Source organism: Cryobacterium sp. Y29, from assembly GCF_002929825.1.
In the GTDB taxonomy this organism is placed as follows: Bacteria; Actinomycetota; Actinomycetes; order Actinomycetales; family Microbacteriaceae; genus Cryobacterium.
Map to the genome: position 1 here is coordinate 22,575 of NZ_PJJN01000036.1, position 18,108 is coordinate 40,682.

11 protein-coding genes are annotated in these 18,108 nt (G+C 65.0%); 6 read left to right on the forward strand and 5 right to left on the reverse strand.

The genetic code is table 11. The features are described from left to right. Position 1: 1 nt before the first annotated feature. The gene (gene gatC / locus CXY74_RS13295; protein ID WP_104126006.1) at positions 2-298 is read right to left on the reverse strand and encodes an Asp-tRNA(Asn)/Glu-tRNA(Gln) amidotransferase subunit GatC; all 297 of its coding nucleotides are present in this window, start codon (positions 296-298) and stop codon (positions 2-4) included. 259 nt (positions 299-557) lie between these two features. Here gatC and CXY74_RS13300 point away from each other — a divergent pair, with 259 nt between their 5' ends. The 3 genes from CXY74_RS13300 to CXY74_RS13310 all read left to right on the forward strand — a co-directional run bounded on the left by CXY74_RS13300 (position 558) and on the right by CXY74_RS13310 (position 3,787). Further along, positions 558-1,544 (forward strand): zinc-binding dehydrogenase, encoded by a 987-nt coding sequence (locus CXY74_RS13300; RefSeq protein WP_104200876.1) that lies wholly within the window; start codon positions 558-560, stop codon positions 1,542-1,544. A gap of 39 nt (positions 1,545-1,583) precedes the next feature. Then, on the forward strand, positions 1,584-2,405 hold the full coding sequence (locus tag CXY74_RS13305) for an aldo/keto reductase (protein WP_104200877.1): 822 nt from the start codon (positions 1,584-1,586) through the stop codon (positions 2,403-2,405). Positions 2,406-2,644: 239 nt separating this feature from the next. Then, positions 2,645-3,787, forward strand: a complete 1,143-nt coding sequence (locus CXY74_RS13310) for a glutathione-independent formaldehyde dehydrogenase (RefSeq protein WP_104200878.1) — start codon at positions 2,645-2,647, stop codon at positions 3,785-3,787. 297 nt (positions 3,788-4,084) lie between these two features. On the opposite strand, the gene ligA is transcribed toward CXY74_RS13310, so the two are convergent. The 3 genes from ligA to CXY74_RS13325 form a co-directional block, all read right to left on the reverse strand. Next, the gene (gene ligA, locus CXY74_RS13315) at positions 4,085-6,337 is read right to left on the reverse strand and encodes an NAD-dependent DNA ligase LigA (RefSeq protein ID WP_104200879.1); all 2,253 of its coding nucleotides are present in this window, start codon (positions 6,335-6,337) and stop codon (positions 4,085-4,087) included. Beyond that, entirely contained in the window at positions 6,330-7,541 is a 1,212-nt protein-coding gene (gene mnmA, locus CXY74_RS13320) for a tRNA 2-thiouridine(34) synthase MnmA (RefSeq protein ID WP_104200880.1), read from the reverse strand. The genes ligA and mnmA overlap by 8 nt, the downstream gene beginning before the upstream one ends. Before the next feature lie 63 nt (positions 7,542-7,604). Continuing rightward, on the reverse strand, positions 7,605-8,816 hold the full coding sequence (locus CXY74_RS13325; protein WP_104201141.1) for a cysteine desulfurase family protein: 1,212 nt from the start codon (positions 8,814-8,816) through the stop codon (positions 7,605-7,607). A gap of 70 nt (positions 8,817-8,886) precedes the next feature. Between CXY74_RS13325 and glgX the strand changes: the two genes are divergently transcribed. Continuing rightward, positions 8,887-10,965: a glycogen debranching protein GlgX gene (gene glgX, locus CXY74_RS13330; protein ID WP_104200881.1), complete on the forward strand. Its 2,079-nt coding sequence runs from the start codon at positions 8,887-8,889 to the stop codon at positions 10,963-10,965. A gap of 5 nt (positions 10,966-10,970) precedes the next feature. On the opposite strand, the gene glgP is transcribed toward glgX, so the two are convergent. Further along, positions 10,971-13,538: an alpha-glucan family phosphorylase gene (glgP, locus tag CXY74_RS13335; RefSeq protein ID WP_104200882.1), complete on the reverse strand. Its 2,568-nt coding sequence runs from the start codon at positions 13,536-13,538 to the stop codon at positions 10,971-10,973. Between the two features lie 141 nt (positions 13,539-13,679). Between glgP and CXY74_RS13340 the strand changes: the two genes are divergently transcribed. Both CXY74_RS13340 and glgB read left to right on the forward strand, forming a co-directional pair. After that, a complete protein-coding gene (locus CXY74_RS13340; protein ID WP_370446152.1) occupies positions 13,680-15,785 on the forward strand; it encodes an alpha-1,4-glucan--maltose-1-phosphate maltosyltransferase in 2,106 nt (701 codons plus the stop codon). Further along, a complete protein-coding gene (glgB, locus tag CXY74_RS13345; protein WP_104200883.1) occupies positions 15,782-18,106 on the forward strand; it encodes a 1,4-alpha-glucan branching protein GlgB in 2,325 nt (774 codons plus the stop codon). The genes CXY74_RS13340 and glgB overlap by 4 nt, the downstream gene beginning before the upstream one ends. Positions 18,107-18,108: the final 2 nt, after the last annotated feature.

An 18,108-nucleotide genomic window follows, 5' to 3' on the forward strand; every position in this document is an offset into this window, starting at 1 on the left:
CTTACTCCTCGTCCAGGATGGCGGGCACGCGGAATTTGTCCCCGGCGCGGTCTGGCGCACCGGACAGGGCCTGCTCCACCGTCAGCGAGGGCACGACGACGTCGTCGCGGAACACGTTGGTCAACGGCATCGGGTGGCTCGTGGCCGGTGTATCGGCTGTGGCAACCTCAGACACTTTGGCGATCGAGTCGACGATCTGGCCGAGGTCACGGGTGAGACTGGTGATCTCGAGGGGGCTGAGGTCGATCCGAGCAAGGTATGCCAAATGGGCAACCTGCTCGGCCGTGATTTCAGACATGGTGCTCCGATACGCATTGGGGTGGAAACTCCAATCCTATTCGCCAGCCGCCGCGAGCCCGATCCGCCAACCGATCAGATCCGCACCCCCGCCCCGGTTGCAGTCCGTGTCCGGTGCAGGCAGCGGAACTGACACCGGCACCGGGTGGCTATTTTGGGCGTTGATCGAGTGAAGTCTCGTATCGCCGACGACGAGAACAGACCCGGCATGAAGCCAGAATTTCAGCGGGAAGTAACCGTTAAGGAGCACACTGGTCGATATGAGAGCAATTGTTGTCGAGCAGAAGCCGGGCGGATCCGTGTTGTCGATGCGGGATCTCCCGAGCCCTGAACCGGGCCCGCGTCAGGTGAAGATCCGTGTGCGGACTGCGTCGGTGAACCGTGCCGACCTGGGCCAGCGTGCGGGAACCCACCAGCCGGTCAGCCCAGGCAGCGCTCCGGTCGTCGTGGGGCTCGATGCCGCGGGCGACGTTGTCACGGTGGGAAGCGAGGTGACAGGCGTTCACGTCGGGGACCGTGTCATGACCATCGTCAGTGGAGGTTTGAGCGAGGAAGTCGTTGTCGACGCTGCGCTGGTTATACCGATTCCGCCGGCGTGGACCTACGCGGAGGGTGCTGCTGCCATCCTCGGATTGATGACTGAGCACAACGCGCTCCGCACTGCGGGTGAGCTTGAGCCGGGCGAAACGGTACTCGTTCATGCGGCTGCCTCAACGGTGGGGCTTCAGTGCGTACAGCTGGCAAAATACCTGGGCGCTGGACTGATCATTGCCACCGTTCGCACGGGCCGGGCAACGGACCTGCTCCGTTCTTCGGGTGCCGATCACGTAATCGAGGTTGGCGAGGCCGGTTTTGCGGATCGGGTTTTGGAACTGACGGATGGCCGCGGGGTCGACGTCATCGTCGACCACGTTGGTGGCCCCTATCTTGCGGATAATATTCGCTGCGCCGCACTCCGGGGACGCGTAGTCGGTGTCGGGCGCCTCGGCGGTGCCCACGGTGATCTTGATCTGGAAGCACTGGCCTTTAAACGAATAAGCATCATCGGGGTCACCTTTCGCACCCGTGACGCTGCGGAAAAAGCCGCCATCGTCGCCGCGCTGCTGTCCGACGTCGATCCGGCTTTCGACGCACTGCGCCCATCGATTGATCGGATCCTGCCCTGGACCGAAGTTCAACAAGCGCAGGATCTCATGGCCGCCAACTCGCACCTGGGCAAGATCGTTCTCAGCCTTCTGAATACGTGAGCCAGACCGTCTGAAAATGCACACGAGGTAAGGAACCACATGCGCGAAACCGACTTCTTCAACGGCATCCAGGTGCCCGTCATCGGCCAGGGAACCTGGCATCTCGGTGAGGACGCCATGAAGCGAGAAACCGAGGTGTCGGCCCTCTGCGCGGGGATCGATGCCGGCCTGACCGTGATCGACACCGCTGAAATGTACGGCGATGGCGCCTCGGAAGAACTGGTCGGCGAGGCCATCCGCGGCCGACGCGATGACGTCGTGCTGGTCAGCAAGGTCTACCCACACAACGCGAGCCGGAGCGGCGTCGTGGCTGCGTGCGAGCGCAGCCTGCGCCGGCTCGGCACCGATCGGCTCGATGTCTACCTACTGCATTGGTCCGGCAGTTTTCCACTGTCCGAGACCGTTGACGGGTTCGAACACCTCCGTGCAGCGGGCAAGATTCGAAGCTGGGGGTTATCGAATTTCGACCGGGATGATCTGAAGCAAGCGCCCGCCGGATGCGTCACCAATCAGGTGCTCTACAACCTCGGCAGTCGGGGCATCGAATTTGATCTCCTTCCCTGGCAACAACGCGCGGGCATGCCGCTCATGGCCTATTCGCCACTCGGTCAGGGACCGACCCTGCTCGAGCATCCACTGCTGGCCGAAATCGGAGAGCGGCACGGAGTGACCGGTGCCCAGATCGCGCTGGCCTGGGTCATCCGTCAACCGGGCGTCATCGCGATCCCCAAAGCTTCGTCGCTCGAGCACGTGCAGCAGAATGTCGGCGCGGGCGCGGTGGTTCTCGACGCCGAGGATTATCTGTCACTGGATAGCGCATTTCCGGTGCCCCACAGCAAACAACCGCTCGACATTCTGTGACGCCGTCCACTTTTTTTCCGAAGCGCGTTCCGGCCAGGCGGAGTGCGTTGAATGTGGTCACCGCCCTACGATCCACCCCTGCCGGGGCACAGTGGCAGGTCACGTCTGATCGTGATACTACTGAGATGTGCTCAGTTTCTGCACAGCCTGAGGCTGTCGGGCATTCATCCATTCAATACCTCCGAACGTGAAGACGGACCCTCCGTCTTACACGGTCACAAGTTCAGGGAGTGAAAAAAATGAAAGCAGTCGTTTATAAGGGCCCCAACGAGGTCAACGTCGAAGAAGTTCCGGATGCCAAGATCGAACGTCCCACTGATGTTCTCGTGCGCATCACGGCGACAAATATTTGCGGTTCAGACTTGCACATGTATGAGGGACGCACCAATTTCGAGACTGGACGCACGTTTGGCCACGAGAACATGGGCGAGGTCATCGAGGTCGGTAACGGCGTCGATGCGGTCAAGGTCGGCGAGCACGTCGTGTTGCCGTTCAATATTTCTTGCGGGTTTTGCAAGAATTGTGAACGCGGTTTCACCAACTATTGCATGACCACTCAACCAGACCCGGTCGGCGCGGGCGCCGCCTACGGCTTCGCTGGCATGGGTCCGTACCCCGGTGGGCAGGCACAAATGCTGCGTGTGCCCTACGGCGACAACAACTGTCTGCGCTTGGGTGAAGACGCCGTAGAAAAACAAAACGATTACGTGATGCTCTCGGACATCTTCCCAACCGGCTACCACGCTACCGAGATGGCCGGCGTTATCCCCGGTGACACGGTCGTGGTCTACGGTGCTGGTCCGGTCGGGCTCATGGCTGCCCTGTCTGCCCTGATCAAGGGCGCCAGTAAAGTCTGGGTTGTGGACCGACGTCCCGACCGGCTGGCCCTCGCCGAGCAGATCGGCGCGATCGCCGTTGATGACTCAAAGACGGACCCGGTTCAATTCGTATTGGACCAGACGAAGGGTATCGGCGCGGACCGAGGATGTGAATGCGTGGGCTATCAAGCCCACGACCCCCAGGGCACCGAGGATCCCGCCATGACTCTGAACCGGCTGATCCAGTCCGTGCGCATCACCGGGGGCATCGGCGTTGTCGGTGTCTTTCTGCCGGCAGATCCTGGCGGCTTCGACGAGAACGCCAAACAGGGCAAGCTTGCTATTGACTACGGCCTGCAGTGGCTTAAAGGCCAGAGTATGGGCAGCGGCCAATGCCCGGTGAAGAAATACAATCGACAACTGCGCGACCTGATCGCCGTCGGTAAGGCCAAGCCGTCGTGGATCGTTTCGCACGAGGTCCCGCTCAGCAAAGCAGCGGATGCCTACAAGAATTTCGGCGACCGCAACAACGGGTGGACCAAAGTCATCCTCAAGCCCGAATAGGGCAAGGTCGAACGTACTCGCCGCAGCGCGATCACCCCTCGGACTCGACCAATGAGGGTGTGAACTCGAGTTCGTTGAGCAGTCCAACCGACAGCGCAGCCAGCACAAGCTCCAACCTGGGCGCGGTGTTCGGCGGGGCGGCACTTCGGGGTGCCGCCCCGCGTTCAGCGCGGCGCCCCGACCAGTGGAACGACCCGTGCCGCCGCAAGGCCCACAGGGTAGCGACGACAACAACTACTCAAGCGACGTGCGGGGCAGGAGAAATCCTCCGGGAACGCACTGGGCCGGCGCAGCCGCCTACGTGGATGCCGGCGCCGCCGCCAACCCGGCCGGCCCCTCCGTGAGTAGGGTTCGAAATTCGTCGGCGTCGAGGATTCGAATGCCGAGGGTTTCGGCCTTGCCGAGTTTCGATCCGGCGCCCGGCCCGGCTGCCACGAAGTCAGTGTTCTTGGACACGCTCGATGCGCTTTTACCGCCGGCGGCGATGATCGCCTCTTGCGCGCCCTCCCGGGTGAAGCCCTCGAGTGATCCGGTGGCCACGACGGTCAGCCCCGCGAGCACTCCCCCGGCGGCTTCGGCCGCGCCCGGACCGGGGTGGCCCGGCGTGGCGAACTGAACGCCGGCCGCGGCCCACTGGGTGACGATATCTCCGTGCCAGTCCACCACAAACCAGGCGAGCACTGCGTCGGCGATGATGCCGCCAACCCCGTCGACCCCGGCGAGTTCTTCGCGGGTCGCCGCCCGAACGGCGTCGAGTGAGCCGAAGTGGTTGGCCAGTGCCCGGGCGGCGACCGGGCCGACATGACGGATGTTCAGGCTCACCAGAATGCGCCACAGCGGCTTCGTCTTGGCCTTCTCGATCTCGGCCAGAAGCTTGAGCGCGTTGGAGGACGGCTGCAGGCCGGTCAGACCCTGCTTCTTCTCGGCCGGACTCGGATTGCGACAGAACGGCATGCGAATTTTCGCAACCCCGTCGTCTTCCTTCGGCAAGCCCGTTTCGGCGTCGCGCACGATCACCTGGATGGGCAACAGGTCGGCAAGTTTCAGGGCGAACAAGCCGGCCTCGGTCGATAGCGGCGGGTCGGCCGGCACGGTCGGCTGGGTGAGCGCAGAAGCCGCGACCTCGCCGAGCACCTCGATGTCGAGCCCCCCACGACTACCGATGTGTTCGACCCGGCCGCGCACCTGCGCGGGGCAGCTGCGCGCGTTCGGGCAGCGCAGGTCGATGTCGCCCTCTTTGGCCGGGGCCAGCGGGGTGTCGCATTCCGGGCAGTTCAGCGGCATGACGAATTCGCGTTCGGTGCCGTCGCGCAGTTCGACGACCGGGCCCAGCACCTCGGGAATGACGTCGCCGGCCTTGCGCAGAACGATCGTGTCGCCGATCAGGACCCCCTTGGCCTTGACGACGTCCTGGTTGTGCAGTGTCGCCTGGCGTACCTCGCTGCCGGCCACGAGTACTTTCTGCATCACCGCGAACGGGGTGGCGCGGCCGGTGCGGCCGACACTCACAACGATGTCGAGCAGTTTCGTGTTGACCTGCTCCGGCGGGTATTTGTAGGCGATTGCCCAGCGCGGCGCCCGATTGGTGGCGCCAAGCTCGGCGTGCAGGGCGAGTTCATCGATCTTGATCACGATGCCGTCGAGTTCGTGCACGACGCTGCCGCGGTGCGCTCCGTAATACTCGATGAACTCAGCCGCCTCGGCGACCGACGGGACCACGCGAAAGTAGCTGCTGGTCGGCAACCCCCAACCTTGGAGCAGGCCGTAGACCTCGGACTGGGTCTCTACGGGCGGGTTCTCCCAGGCGCCGATGCCGTGAACGAGCATGCGCAGCCGACCCAGGCGCGCCTTCATGAGGCGCAGCTGGTCCGCGTTTTTGCCGGAGGCTTTCTGCCGCAACGACCCGGCCGCGGCGTTGCGGGCGTTGGCGAACATCCGCTCGCCGGCCGCGGACTGCGCCGCGTTCAGTTCGTCGAACGCGACCGTAGGAAAGAACACCTCTCCGCGCACCTCCATGAGTGACGGATGCCCGGTACCAGCCAGGCGACTCGGGATGCCGGGTACGAGATCGATGTTCTCGGTCACGTCTTCGCCGACGACCCCGTCGCCGCGAGTCGCGGCGGAGACGAGCACTCCATTGGCGTACCGCAGGTTGATGGCGAGGCCGTCGATCTTGAGCTCGCACAGGTAGTGCACCGCGCGGCCGGAGTTCTCCGCGGCTTTGCGAGCCCAGGCCTCGAATTCTTCGAGGGAGAAAACGTTGTCGAGGCTGAGCATGCGCTCGGCGTGTGTCACCGGGTCGAACAGGGTGACTTCGGCCCGACCGCCAACCGTTTGGGTGGGGCTGTCCTGGCTCGCCAACTCGGGATGCAATCGCTCGAGTTCGCCGAGGTGCTGAACCAGCCGGTCGTACTCGGCGTCGGAGATGACGACGGTGTCGCGCTCGTAATAGGCGTCACGGGCGGCGAGCACGCGGGTGGTGATATCGGCAGCCTCGGCGGCTGCGGCGCTCAGCGCGTCGGGTGTGGTGGCAGCAACGGACTCAGGCATTGACCGGGACGGGGCTGGCCGAAGCGGTGGGGACAGAAGGGGTGGGGACAGAGTCGGTGGGGACAGAGTCGGTGGGGACAGTAGCGGTGTCAGAAACCGGAACGGCGCTGACGGTGCGGTCGATGGTGCATTGGCCGAGTACCCGGGTTCCGACGTACACGACGGCGGTCTGCCCGGGGGCGACGCCAGCCAGCGGCTCGTTCGGAATGATGCGTAACTCGACCGAGCCGCGGACTCCGGTCACGGCGGTGGTCGAGACGACCTGGGCCACCGCGGGTACCGGGTCGGCGTGGGCGCGGATCTGCACGTGGCAGGGGAACGCGACATCTGGATGTTCGGGGGCAAGCCCGGCCCAGGTGTATTTGTTGCCGGCGATCTCCTTGATGGCGAGAGCCTCCTTCGGACCGACGACGACCGTGTTGGTGATCGGGCGTACCTCGAGCACGAAGCGCGGCTTGCCGTCGGCGGCCGGAGTGCCGATCGACAGTCCCTTGCGCTGGCCGACGGTAAACGCGACAGCGCCGTCGTGCTGGCCGAGGGTGTTGCCTTCCCGGTCGAGAATATCGCCGGTGGCGGGGGCGACGCGTTCGCCGAGCCAGCCCTTGGTGTCGCCGTCGGGGATGAAGCAGATGTCGTAGGAATCGGGCTTGTTGGCCACCGAGAAGCCGCGTTCGGCCGCTTCGGCGCGTACCGCGGCCTTGGTCGGCGTGGCGCCGAGCGGAAACATGGAGTGGTTGATCTGGTCAGCGGTGAGCACACCGAGCACGTAGGACTGGTCTTTCGCCCAGGCGGCCGCGCGGTGTAGTTGCTTGTTGCCATCGGCATCCGTCAGAATGCTCGCGTAGTGGCCGGTGCAGACGGCGTCGAAGCCGAGGGCCATGGCCTTTTCGAGCAGGGCGGCGAACTTGATCTTCTCGTTGCAGCGCATGCACGGGTTCGGGGTTCGGCCGGCGGCGTACTCGGCGATGAAGTCGTCGACGACGTCGAGTTTGAACCGTTCCGAGAAGTCCCAGACGTAGTACGGGATGCCCATGATGTTGGCCGCGCGCTGGGCATCCATGGAATCCTCCACGGTGCAGCAGCCGCGGCTGCCGGTGCGCAGTGTGCCCGGCATCCGGCTCAGCGCCAGATGCACGCCAACCACCTCGTGTCCAGCTTCGACCGCACGCGCGGCTGCGACGGCGGAATCAACACCGCCACTCATTGCTGCTAAAACCTTCACTCAACGAGTGTACGCGGAGTGCCCGTTTGAGCAAACGTCAGCCCGTCAGTGCCCGGGCACCCGATCGGCCAGACCGGCAACGAGCGCCTGGGCGTGGGCTGCGGGCAGAGCCGCGAGCAGCGCGTCGACGTCGGCGTCGGTCGACGTATGGCCGAGGGTGATGCGCAGGGCCCCGCGGGACTCGACCTCGCTGCGTCCCATCGCCCGCAGCACGTGCGAGGGTTCCGGTACCCCGGCCTGACAGGCTGATCCGGTCGACACCGACACCCCGGCCGCGTCGAGCAGGAACAACAGCGAGTCGCCCTCGCAACCGGGAAAGCTGAAGTGGGCGTTGCCCGGCAGCCGGGTGGTCGGGTCGCCGTTGAGGACGGCACCGGGAGCGACCAGCGCCACACCGGCAATCACCCGGTCGCGCAGCGCGGCCAGGCGAACGGTTTCAGTGCCTCCCGCCCCTTCTGGCTGCTGGGCCGCCCGCTGCTCAACGGTGATGGCGGATGCCGCCACCGCGAACGAGACCGCCGCCGCGACATCCTGGGTGCCGCTGCGCACCTTGCGCTGCTGGCCGCCGCCGTGAATGAGCGGCTCGACGGTCGTCGCCCGGCCGAGCACGAGCGCGCCGATGCCGACCGGGCCGCCGACTTTGTGCGCCGATACGCTCAGCGCCGACACACCGGCGGCGGCGAGCGTGCGAAAGTCGACCGGAACGTAACCGTAGGCGGCGACAGCGTCGACGTGCACCGGAATGCCGTTGGCGGCGGCGAGCGCCGCCACCTCGCCGACGGGTTCGAGGGTACCGACCTCATTATTGGCCATGATCACACTCACCAGCGCAACGTCCCGGGGGTCACGCGCAATGGCATCCGCCAGCGCGCCAAGGTCGATGCGTCCCTCATGATCGAGCGGAATCCACTCGACGATGGCCCCGTCGTGCTGCGCGAGCCACTCCACCGTATCGAGGGTCGCGTGGTGTTCGCCGCCTGGTACCAGGATGCGCCGGCGCGGGGCGCGGGCCCAAAACAAGCCCTTGATGCCGAGGTTGATCGCCTCGGTGCCACTTCCGGTAAAGACGACTTCGATCGGATCGCAGGCGAGACTCGTGGCCACGATCTCGCGCGATTCTTCGAGCATCCGTTTCGCATTCTGGCCCTGGCTGTGCACCGAGGCGGGGTTACCGACGACGCTCATCGCTTCGGCGTAGGCGGCAATAGCGGCGGGAAGCATGGGCGTGGTCGCCGCGTGATCCAGATAGACAACCATGCCTGCCATTTTACAGTCGAGCGGATGCCGGTGGTCGTCACCCTCGCCCACACTGATTACTCTTGAATCCATGAGTTCCACCGACCCCCTGCGCAACCTCGGTGTGCGACTAACCAGCGCCGGCGGCGAACTCCGCGTCTGGGCCGAACATGCCGACGCCATGGACCTGTGTCTGTTCGACGAGGTCGACCCGAACTGGATCATCAAAAGCGTACCGATGACGCAGGATGCGCACGGCGTGTGGTCCGGCAAATCGCGCACGCTGTCACCGGGGCGCCGATACGGCATCCGTGTGTCGGGCCCGGCCAGCCCACAGAATTCTTTTCACCCGGAGAAGACCCTGATCGAACCGTATTCACGTGGTCTGGTTCGGGTCGGCGCCGGATTGTGGCAGTCCTCGGTGGTCGACGACTATTTCGATTGGAACGGCGCCGAGAAACCGGGCACGGCCCTCGATCACACTGTGGTCTACGAGGCGCACGTTCGCGGCCTCAGCCGGCTGAACCCGTTGGTTCCGGCCGCGCTGCGAGGCACCTACGCCGGTCTCGCCCACGAATCCACCATCGCCTACCTGAAGGACCTCGGCGTGACCGCGGTTGAACTCTTGCCGGTGCAAGCGTTCGTGTCGGAGCAGCGCCTGATCAAACAGGGCCTGATCAACTATTGGGGCTACAACACCCTCAATTTCTTTTCCCCACACGCCGACTACGCCACTCAGGCTGCCCAGTCTGCCGGGCCGGCAGCGGTGCTGCGCGAGTTCAAGGGCATGGTCAAACTGCTACACGAGGCGGGGCTCGAGGTTATCCTCGACGTCGTCTACAACCACACCGCCGAGGAGGGTCGCAACGGCCCGGTCACGAGTCTGCGCGGCATCGACAATGCGGGGTACTACCGGCAAGACGAGTCCGGTGCCTACATCGACGTAACCGGCTGTGGCAATACGGTCAACTTCAGCCACGACGTGCCGAAACGGCTCGTGCTCGATTCGCTGCGCTACTGGGCCAACGACCTGCAGATCGACGGGTTCCGCTTCGACCTGGCGGCGACGCTCGGCCGCGACGGCGGCGTCGTCTACGATCCGGAGCATCCGCTGCTCACCGAGATTCGCGACGACCCGGAGCTGGCCGGAGTGAAGCTCATCGCGGAGCCGTGGGATGTCGGCCAGGGCGGCTGGCAGACCGGCAATTTTCCGCCCGGCTGGACCGAGTGGAACGACCGCTACCGCGACCGTATGCGCGACTTCTGGCTTTCGGATATGAAGAGCCTGCGCCTGAGTGGCTCAGCCGGCAGCGGGATCGGACGGTTCGCGACCCGGGTCGCCGGTTCCTCGAACACTTTCTCCGAGAAGCGCGGCCCACTCGCCTCGCTCAACTTCATCACCGCGCACGACGGGTTCACCCTCGCCGACCTGACCGCGTACGACGTGAAACACAACCTCGGCAACGGCGAGTCGAACCGTGACGGCACCGACAACAACAGCTCATACAACCACGGGGTGGAAGGGCCGACTCGCGACGTGGCCATTCTGGCCACCCGTCGCAAAGCCATGCGCAACCTGCTCGGCACTCTGCTCCTGTCGGCCGGCATCCCCATGCTCACCGCCGGCGACGAGTTCGGGCGCAGCCAGCGGGGCAACAACAACGCCTACTGCCAGGACAGCGAGCTGACCTGGCTGAACTGGGATTTCGACGACTGGCAGCAGGACCTGCACCGAGTCACTCGCCGCCTGCTGCAGCTGCGCCGAGAGAACCCGGCGTTGCGTCCGGTGCACTTCGGGCGGTTCGGCGAGACCACGCCGAGTGCCAGCCAGCTTGACTGGTACAACATCGCCGGCGAGGCGCTCACCGGTGATGCCTGGAACTCGCCGACCGAGCGCACCCTGCAGTACATGGCAGCCTCGACCCCCGAGCATGAAGCGTTCAACCGCATCCTGCTCGTGGTCAACGCGCGGGAGCAGGACGAGACGGTCACACTGCCCCGGCATGAGGGAGTGGATGCATATACGTTGCTCTGGGATTCCAGTCACGACGACCTGCGTGACTCGATCATCGAGCACGCACCGGGCACTTTCCTGTTCGTTCCGGGTGCCTCGATGCAGCTTATGCGCGCTCACGGCGCGCTCGTGCCGCGCCGCACGCCGCTTGCCTGACCCAGCTAACTCGCGACGGCGACCAGCCCCATTTCGGCTGGGCTGATGAGCAGGTCATTCTTCGGAACGACGCGCACGGTATAACCAAACGTTCCGGCCCGGTCGAGTTCGACCGTTCCCGTGAACAGGGTGGCACCGCCGGCGGGTGCTTCTTTCACCAGTGTCGGTTCGAGCGCCTGAGTCACCACATCGCGCAGTTCGTCGGTGCCGACGCTCTTACCGTAGACAACCTCGACGGTCACGTCTTCAGCGACGAGTCCGCCGAGCTGCACGTGCGCGCGCAGGTGCAGGTCATCACCCACTTCTGGCACCGATGAAACGCCGCCCGATTCGACGTGGGTCACCGCAACCTGTGGCCAGGCCGAGACGATCCGCCCTTTCCAGGCCGCCAGTTCGCGGGCCGCGCGGTAGTTGTTCGCCGACATGAGCGCTTCGTAGTGCCCGGCCGGGCGATACAGACGTTGCACATACTCACTGACCATGCGGTCAGCGGACAGTGCGGGCGACAAGGTACTCAGGGTGTGCCGGATATTTGACACCCATCGTTCGGGTACGTCGTCACCGTTGCGTTCATAGAACGTCGGGGCGACCTGGTGTTCGATCAGGTCGTACAGCGCCTCGGCTTCGAGCCGATCCCGTTCGGCGGAGTCGCCGGCCGAATCGGCCGACGGAATTGCCCATCCGTTCTTGCCGTCATAGTATTCCGGCCACCAGCCGTCGAGAATCGACAGGTTGAGGGCGCCGTTCAAGGCCGCCTTCATGCCGCTCGTGCCGCAGGCTTCGAGCGGGCGGAGTGGATTGTTGAGCCAGACATCCGTTCCCGGATACATGAGCTGGGCCATCGCAATGTTGTAGTCGGGGAGAAAAGCGATGCGCGTGCGCAGGGCCGGATCCGCCGCGAACTGCACGATCTTCTGGATCAGTCGTTTGCCCTCTTCATCGGCGGGGTGTGACTTGCCGGCGATGACGATCTGAATCGGATGCTCCGGGTGCAGCAGCAGGGCGCGCAGGCGTTCAGGGTCGTGCAGCATCAGGGTCAGGCGCTTGTAAGTAGGAACGCGTCGGGCGAATCCGATGGTCAGCACGTTCGGGTCGAACACCCGGCCCATCCAGGCTGGGGGGATCCCACCCGGGTTCTGGTCGCGCCAGGCATTATGCAGACGGCGGCGGGCGTCCTCGACGAACTGCAGGCGCATCTGCCCCCGCACCGACCACAGGTCCTGGTCGGACACATCAGGGGAGGCCCAGTTTGCCGTCGAGGTGTCGCTCGTGCCGAGCTTGGCGTTGGCGAGGCTCTTCAGCGCCGGGTCGGTCCAGCTCTGCGCGTGGACACCGTTCGTGATCGACGTAATCGGCACGTCCGCTGAATCGAAACCAGGCCAGAGCCCGTTGAACATTCTGCGACTGACCTCGCCGTGCAGGGTCGAAACGCCGTTGGCGTGCTGGCCGAGGCGTAATCCCATGACGGCCATGTTGAACACCTCGGAGGAGCCCCCGGAGTAGCTCTCCGCTCCGAGCGCGAGCAGGTCTTCCACGTCGACGCCGGGCAGCAGATCGGTGCCGAAATAGCGCCGCACGAGGGAACGCTCGAAGCGGTCAATGCCGGCGGCGACCGGAGTGTGGGTGGTGAACACGGTTCCGGCACGGGCCACCTGCAGGGCTTCCTGAAAGTTCAGGCCCTCGCCGATCAGGCTGGAGATGCGCTCAAGACCGAGGAACCCGGCGTGGCCCTCATTGGTGTGGAACACGTCGGGCTCTGGCAGTCCGTGCAGCGAGCTCCACAGCTTCACGGCGCGGGCACCGCCGATGCCCAGCAGGAGTTCCTGAAGCAACCGATGTTCGCCGCCGCCGCCGTAGAGGCGGTCGGTGACCAGGCGCAGGTCGTCAGCATTCTCGGGAATGTCGGCGTCGAGCAGCAGCAGACGAACCCGACCCACCTTGGCCTGCCAGACGCGGGCATGCAGGGTACGGTCATCGGGCAGGGCGAGGGACACCTGCACGGCCGAACCGTCGGCCCGGCGCAGCACGGCGAGCGGCAGCCCGTCGGGGTCGAGCAGCGGGTAGCTCTCCATCTGCCAGCCGTCAGGCGAGATGGCCTGGCTGAAGTATCCGGCACGATAGAACAACCCCACGCCCACCAGCGGCAGGCCGAGGTCGGACGCGCTCTTGAGGTGGTCACCGGCCAGAATGCCCAGGCCCCCTGAATACTGCGGCAGGGCAGCAGCGATGCCGAACTCCGGTGAGAAATACGCGATCGCAGCCGGTTTTTCGCCCTCGAGTCCCTGGTACCAGCGTGGTTGATCGAGATAATCGCGCAAACCGTCTCTGGTGGAATCAACCTGCGCCACGTAGTCGTGGTCCTGCGCCAGCTCGTCAAGGCGACGCGGGTCGACGGCGCCGAGCAGGGCGACCGGATCGGCACCGATCTCGCGCCACAGCTCAGGGGCGATGCGCTCGAACAGCTGCCGGGTGGGTTCATGCCACGACCAGCGGAGATTGCCGGCAAGCTCCTCGAGAGCCGCGAGCGGCGCGGGGAGAACGGCACGGACAGTAAATTTGCGGATGGCCTTCACGAGGTCAACCTTAGGGGTGCTGGGTGACTAATCTGTGACACCCCGATCGACGCGCGGGGGTACGCCCGACAGAATCGACGCGCGCAGGCACGCCCGGCGGAAGGGGAGCGCCACGACCGCTGTTCACGCTACGGTCATGGTGTGGCCAAGACAGCAGCGAAAAAGACGATCCAGCCGGCAGTATCGAGCAATGCTCGCACGACCGTGTCCGCGGATGCCGCGTCGGGGAGCCGTTTCACCGCTTCCATCGGCCGCATCCCGGTTCTTGATCTGTCTCCCCAGCTGGACGATAATCGCTGGCCGGTCCGCGCCTTCGTCGGCGAAGTCGTACCGTTTGGCGCGACCGCTTTTCGCGAGGGGCACGACCTCATCGGTGTCGACCTGCAACTCACGGCGCCGGACGGCAGCACGACGCGGCATCCAATGGTGCTGCAGGCCGACGGCACCGACCGCTACGGCATCGAGGCGCAGCTCGGCGCCCCGGGTCACTGGCAATATCGGGTGCGCGCGTACGCCGACGACTTCGCGACCTGGGAACACAACGCGGCGATCAAGATACCAGCGGGCATCGACGTCGAGCTCATGTTCACTATCGGCGGGGTTCTCCTGGCACAGGCCGGCCTCGACACGGGCCGCCCAATCGCCGCCCGTCGTTTGTTCCAGGCCGCTGCTACATCGCTCGCCGACACCGGCAAATCGGCTACTGAGCGTTTTCTCGCGGTAGCGGATGCCGCGCTGCGGCAGGCCATCGCTGCTCGCCCCCTCGCTGGCCTGGCCTCCTTCTCGGCCGAACGCACGATCATCGTCGAACGCGACAGGGCCGGTGTCGGTTCCTGGTACGAATTCTTCCCGCGCTCTGAGGGCGCCGTTCGCCGCGCCGACGGTAGCTGGAAGAGCGGAACCTTTCGCACCGCAGCCAAACGCCTGCCCGCCGTGGCCGCCATGGGCTTCGACGTGCTCTACCTGCCTCCGATCCACCCCATCGGGCAGGCCTTCCGCAAGGGCCCGAACAATTCGCTCACCGTTTCCCCCGGCGACCCGGGGTCGCCCTGGGCCATCGGCTCGTCTGACGGCGGCCACGACGCCATTCACCCCGACCTCGGCACCGTCGCCGACTTCAGCTTTTTTCTGAAGAAGGCCGCCTCCCTCGGCATCGAACTCGCTCTCGACTTCGCCTTGCAGGCCTCCCCCGATCATCCCTGGGTGACGGAGCACCCGGAGTGGTTCACGACCCTGCCCGACGACACCATTGCCTTCGCGGAGAACCCGCCGAAAAAATACCAGGACATCTACCCGATCAATTTCGACAACGATCCCGCCGGCATCCGCGCTGAGGCGCTGCGACTACTGCGCCACTGGATCAGCCTCGGCGTGCGCATCTTTCGCGTGGACAACCCGCACACCAAGCCGCTCGACTTCTGGGAGTGGCTAATCGCCGAGGTCAATGCTACTGACCCCGACGTGGTGTTTCTGGCCGAGGCCTTCACCCGTCCGGCCCTCATGCAGGCCCTCGGCAAGGTCGGCTTTCAGCAGTCGTACACCTATTTCACCTGGCGCAACACCAAGAGCGAGCTCGAGGAGTTCTTCGACGGCCTCGCCACCGACACCCCCGACTTTCTGCGCCCGAACCTGTTCGTGAACACCCCCGATATCCTCACCGAGTACCTGCAATTCGGCGGCCCGGCGGCGTTCAAGATTCGGGCGGCGCTCGCCGCCACGGCCGCGCCGAGCTGGGGAGTCTATGCCGGTTTCGACCTGTTCGAAAACGTCGCTCGGCCGGGCGCGGAAGAGAGCATCGACAACGAGAAGTACGAGTACCGGCCGCGGGACTGGAACACGGCCGAGCAGCTCGGAAAATCCCTCGCGCCCTACATCACGCTGCTCAACCGCATCCGCTCCGAGCATCCCGCACTGGGCCAGCTGCGCAACCTCGACATCCACTCGAGCGACGATGACTCGATTCTCGTCTACAGCAAATTCCTGGGCGCTGCCTTCACCGGAACGGGTCAAGCGGATGCCCTCATCATCGTCGCCAACGTCGACCCGCACTCGGTGCGCCAAACGGTGGTGCACCTCGACGTGACCCGGTTCGGCATTGCCCGTGGCGACACCTTCGACGTGCACGACCTCGTCTCCGGTGTCACCTGGACCTGGTCGGCCGATAACTTCGTGCGTTTGGACGCTTTCACCGAACCGGTGCATATTCTGCATGTCACGCCACACGATCCGGCCCGGGCACGCGCATGAGCGGCGGCAAAGACAAAAACATAAAGCATCAGAAACACGACACAACGAGCACGAAGGGTCAGGGAAAGAACATCGACGGCAAGAAGGCACAGTCCCCTAAATCCGGGCCCAAGAAGATCCAGCAGCACGCGGCCCCGATCGAACCGGTGCCCGACCACGTGCTCGAGGCCGTCGCTGCCGGCCGCTATCACAACCCGCACGAAGTTCTGGGCCAACACCTCGCCGTCCAAGACGGTGTGTCAGACCCGGTCGTCATCATGCGGGCACTACGTCCCCTCGCCACCGAGGTGTTCGCCATTCTCGCCAACGGATCGCACGTCGAGCTGACCCACCTCGCGCACGGCATCTGGCAGGGCGAGGGCATCGTCGGACTCAGCGACTACAAGGTTGAGGCCCGCTACGAGAACGCCCCGCCCTGGATCTGTGATGACCCGTACCGGTTCATCCCGACGCTCGGCGAACTCGACCTGCACCTGATCGGTGAGGGTCGCCACGAACGGCTCTGGGACGTACTCGGGGCCCACCACCGCCAGCACCAGGGTGTCACGGCGTCCTCCACCGGCACTTCCTTCGCGGTGTGGGCCCCGCACGCCCGCGCTGCCCGGGTGATCGGCGACTTCAACGGCTGGAACGGCGTCACCCACGCCATGCGCAATATGGGCAGCACCGGCGTCTGGGAGCTGTTCATTCCGGGCCTCGCGCTCGGCGCCAACTACAAGTTCCAGCTGCTCGCGCAGTCCGGCGACTGGGTCGAGAAGGCCGACCCGATGGCCCGGCTCGCCGAGGTACCGCCGCAGACCGCGTCGATCGTCACCGAATCGCACTATGAGTGGTCTGATGCCGCCTGGCTCGCTAATCGCACGGCCAACGATCCCCACGACCAGGCTATGAGTGTCTACGAGATGCACGTCGGTTCCTGGCGCCCGGGCCTCGGGTACCGCGAGTTGGCCGATGAGCTGGTCGGGTACCTGCTGGAGCTGAGTTTCACGCACGTGGAATTCATGCCGCTGGCTGAGCATCCATTTGGTGGCTCCTGGGGCTATCAGGTGAGCGGATACTATGCACCGACCAGCCGGTTCGGCTCCCCCGACGACCTGCGCTACCTGATCGACCGGCTACACCAGGCCGGCATCGGCGTGATCATGGACTGGGTTCCCGGCCATTTTCCCAAGGACGATTTCGCCCTGGCCCGCTTCGACGGCCAGGCCCTCTACGAACACCCGGACCCGCGCCGCGGGGAACAACTGGACTGGGGCACCTACATCTTCGATTTCGGCCAGATGCAGGTACGCAACTTTCTCGTCGCCAATGCGCTGTACTGGCTCGAGGAATTTCACATCGATGCGCTGCGTGTCGATGCGGTCGCCTCCATGCTCTACCTCGACTATTCGCGCGAGGCCGGGCAGTGGGAGCCGAATAAATACGGCGGCAACGAGAACCTCGAGGCGATCAGCCTGCTGCAGGAGATCACCGCCACGGCGTACAAGCGCAACCCGGGCACGATCATGATCGCCGAAGAATCCACGAACTGGGGCGGGGTGACGGCGCAGACCAGCGGCGGCGGGCTCGGCTTCGGCTTCAAGTGGAACATGGGCTGGATGCACGACTCGCTCGAGTACATGCAGGTCGACCCGATGTACCGCTCGTACCACCACAATGACATCACGTTCTCGTTCATCTACGCCTTCAGCGAGAATTTTCTGCTGCCGATCAGTCACGACGAAGTCGTGCACGGCAAGGGAGCCCTGGTTTCGAAGATGCCCGGTGATTCCTGGCAGCAGCTCGCCAACGTGCGCGCCTACCTCGCTTTCATGTGGGCGCACCCGGGCAAGCAACTGTTATTCATGGGAAGCGAGTTCGGTCAGCGCTCGGAGTGGAGCGAGGAGCGCGGACTGGACTGGTGGATGCTCGACCAGCCGGCGCACCGCGGCCTGTTCAACCTCGTTGCCCAGCTCAACCGGGTCTACCGCGATAATGCGAGCCTGTGGAGCCGAGACAACGACCCGGGCGGCTTCGAGCTACTCGACGGCGGGGCCGCAGGCCAGAACGTCGTGTCGTTTCTGCGCTGGGACAACCACGGCGTTCCGGTCGCCTGCTTCTTCAACTTTGCCGGGCATCCGCACAGCGACTACCGAGTCGGCCTGCCGTTCGCCGGGCAATGGGAAGAGATTCTCAACACGGATGCCGGCGACTTCGGTGGGTCCGGCGTGGGAAACCAGGGCGCCGTGGAGGCCTACAACGAGCCGTGGGCCGGTCGCCCGGCATCGGCAACCCTGACCCTGCCTCCCCTCGCTGGCTTATGGTTGCGCCTCCGCCGCTAGGC

Bases quoted from the DNA above. Each gene is read 5' to 3' on its own strand.
- glgB (WP_104200883.1), top strand. From the start codon at position 15,782: ATGAGCGGCGGCAAAGACAAAAACATAAAGCATCAGAAACACGACACA.
- gatC (WP_104126006.1), bottom strand. From the start codon at position 298: ATGTCTGAAATCACGGCCGAGCAGGTTGCCCATTTGGCATACCTTGCT.
- glgX (WP_104200881.1), top strand. From the start codon at position 8,887: ATGAGTTCCACCGACCCCCTGCGCAACCTCGGTGTGCGACTAACCAGC.
- mnmA (WP_104200880.1), bottom strand. From the start codon at position 7,541: ATGAGTGGCGGTGTTGATTCCGCCGTCGCAGCCGCGCGTGCGGTCGAA.
- CXY74_RS13300 (WP_104200876.1), top strand. From the start codon at position 558: ATGAGAGCAATTGTTGTCGAGCAGAAGCCGGGCGGATCCGTGTTGTCG.
- CXY74_RS13310 (WP_104200878.1), top strand. From the start codon at position 2,645: ATGAAAGCAGTCGTTTATAAGGGCCCCAACGAGGTCAACGTCGAAGAA.
- CXY74_RS13305 (WP_104200877.1), top strand. From the start codon at position 1,584: ATGCGCGAAACCGACTTCTTCAACGGCATCCAGGTGCCCGTCATCGGC.
- CXY74_RS13325 (WP_104201141.1), bottom strand. From the start codon at position 8,816: ATGGTTGTCTATCTGGATCACGCGGCGACCACGCCCATGCTTCCCGCC.
- ligA (WP_104200879.1), bottom strand. From the start codon at position 6,337: ATGCCTGAGTCCGTTGCTGCCACCACACCCGACGCGCTGAGCGCCGCA.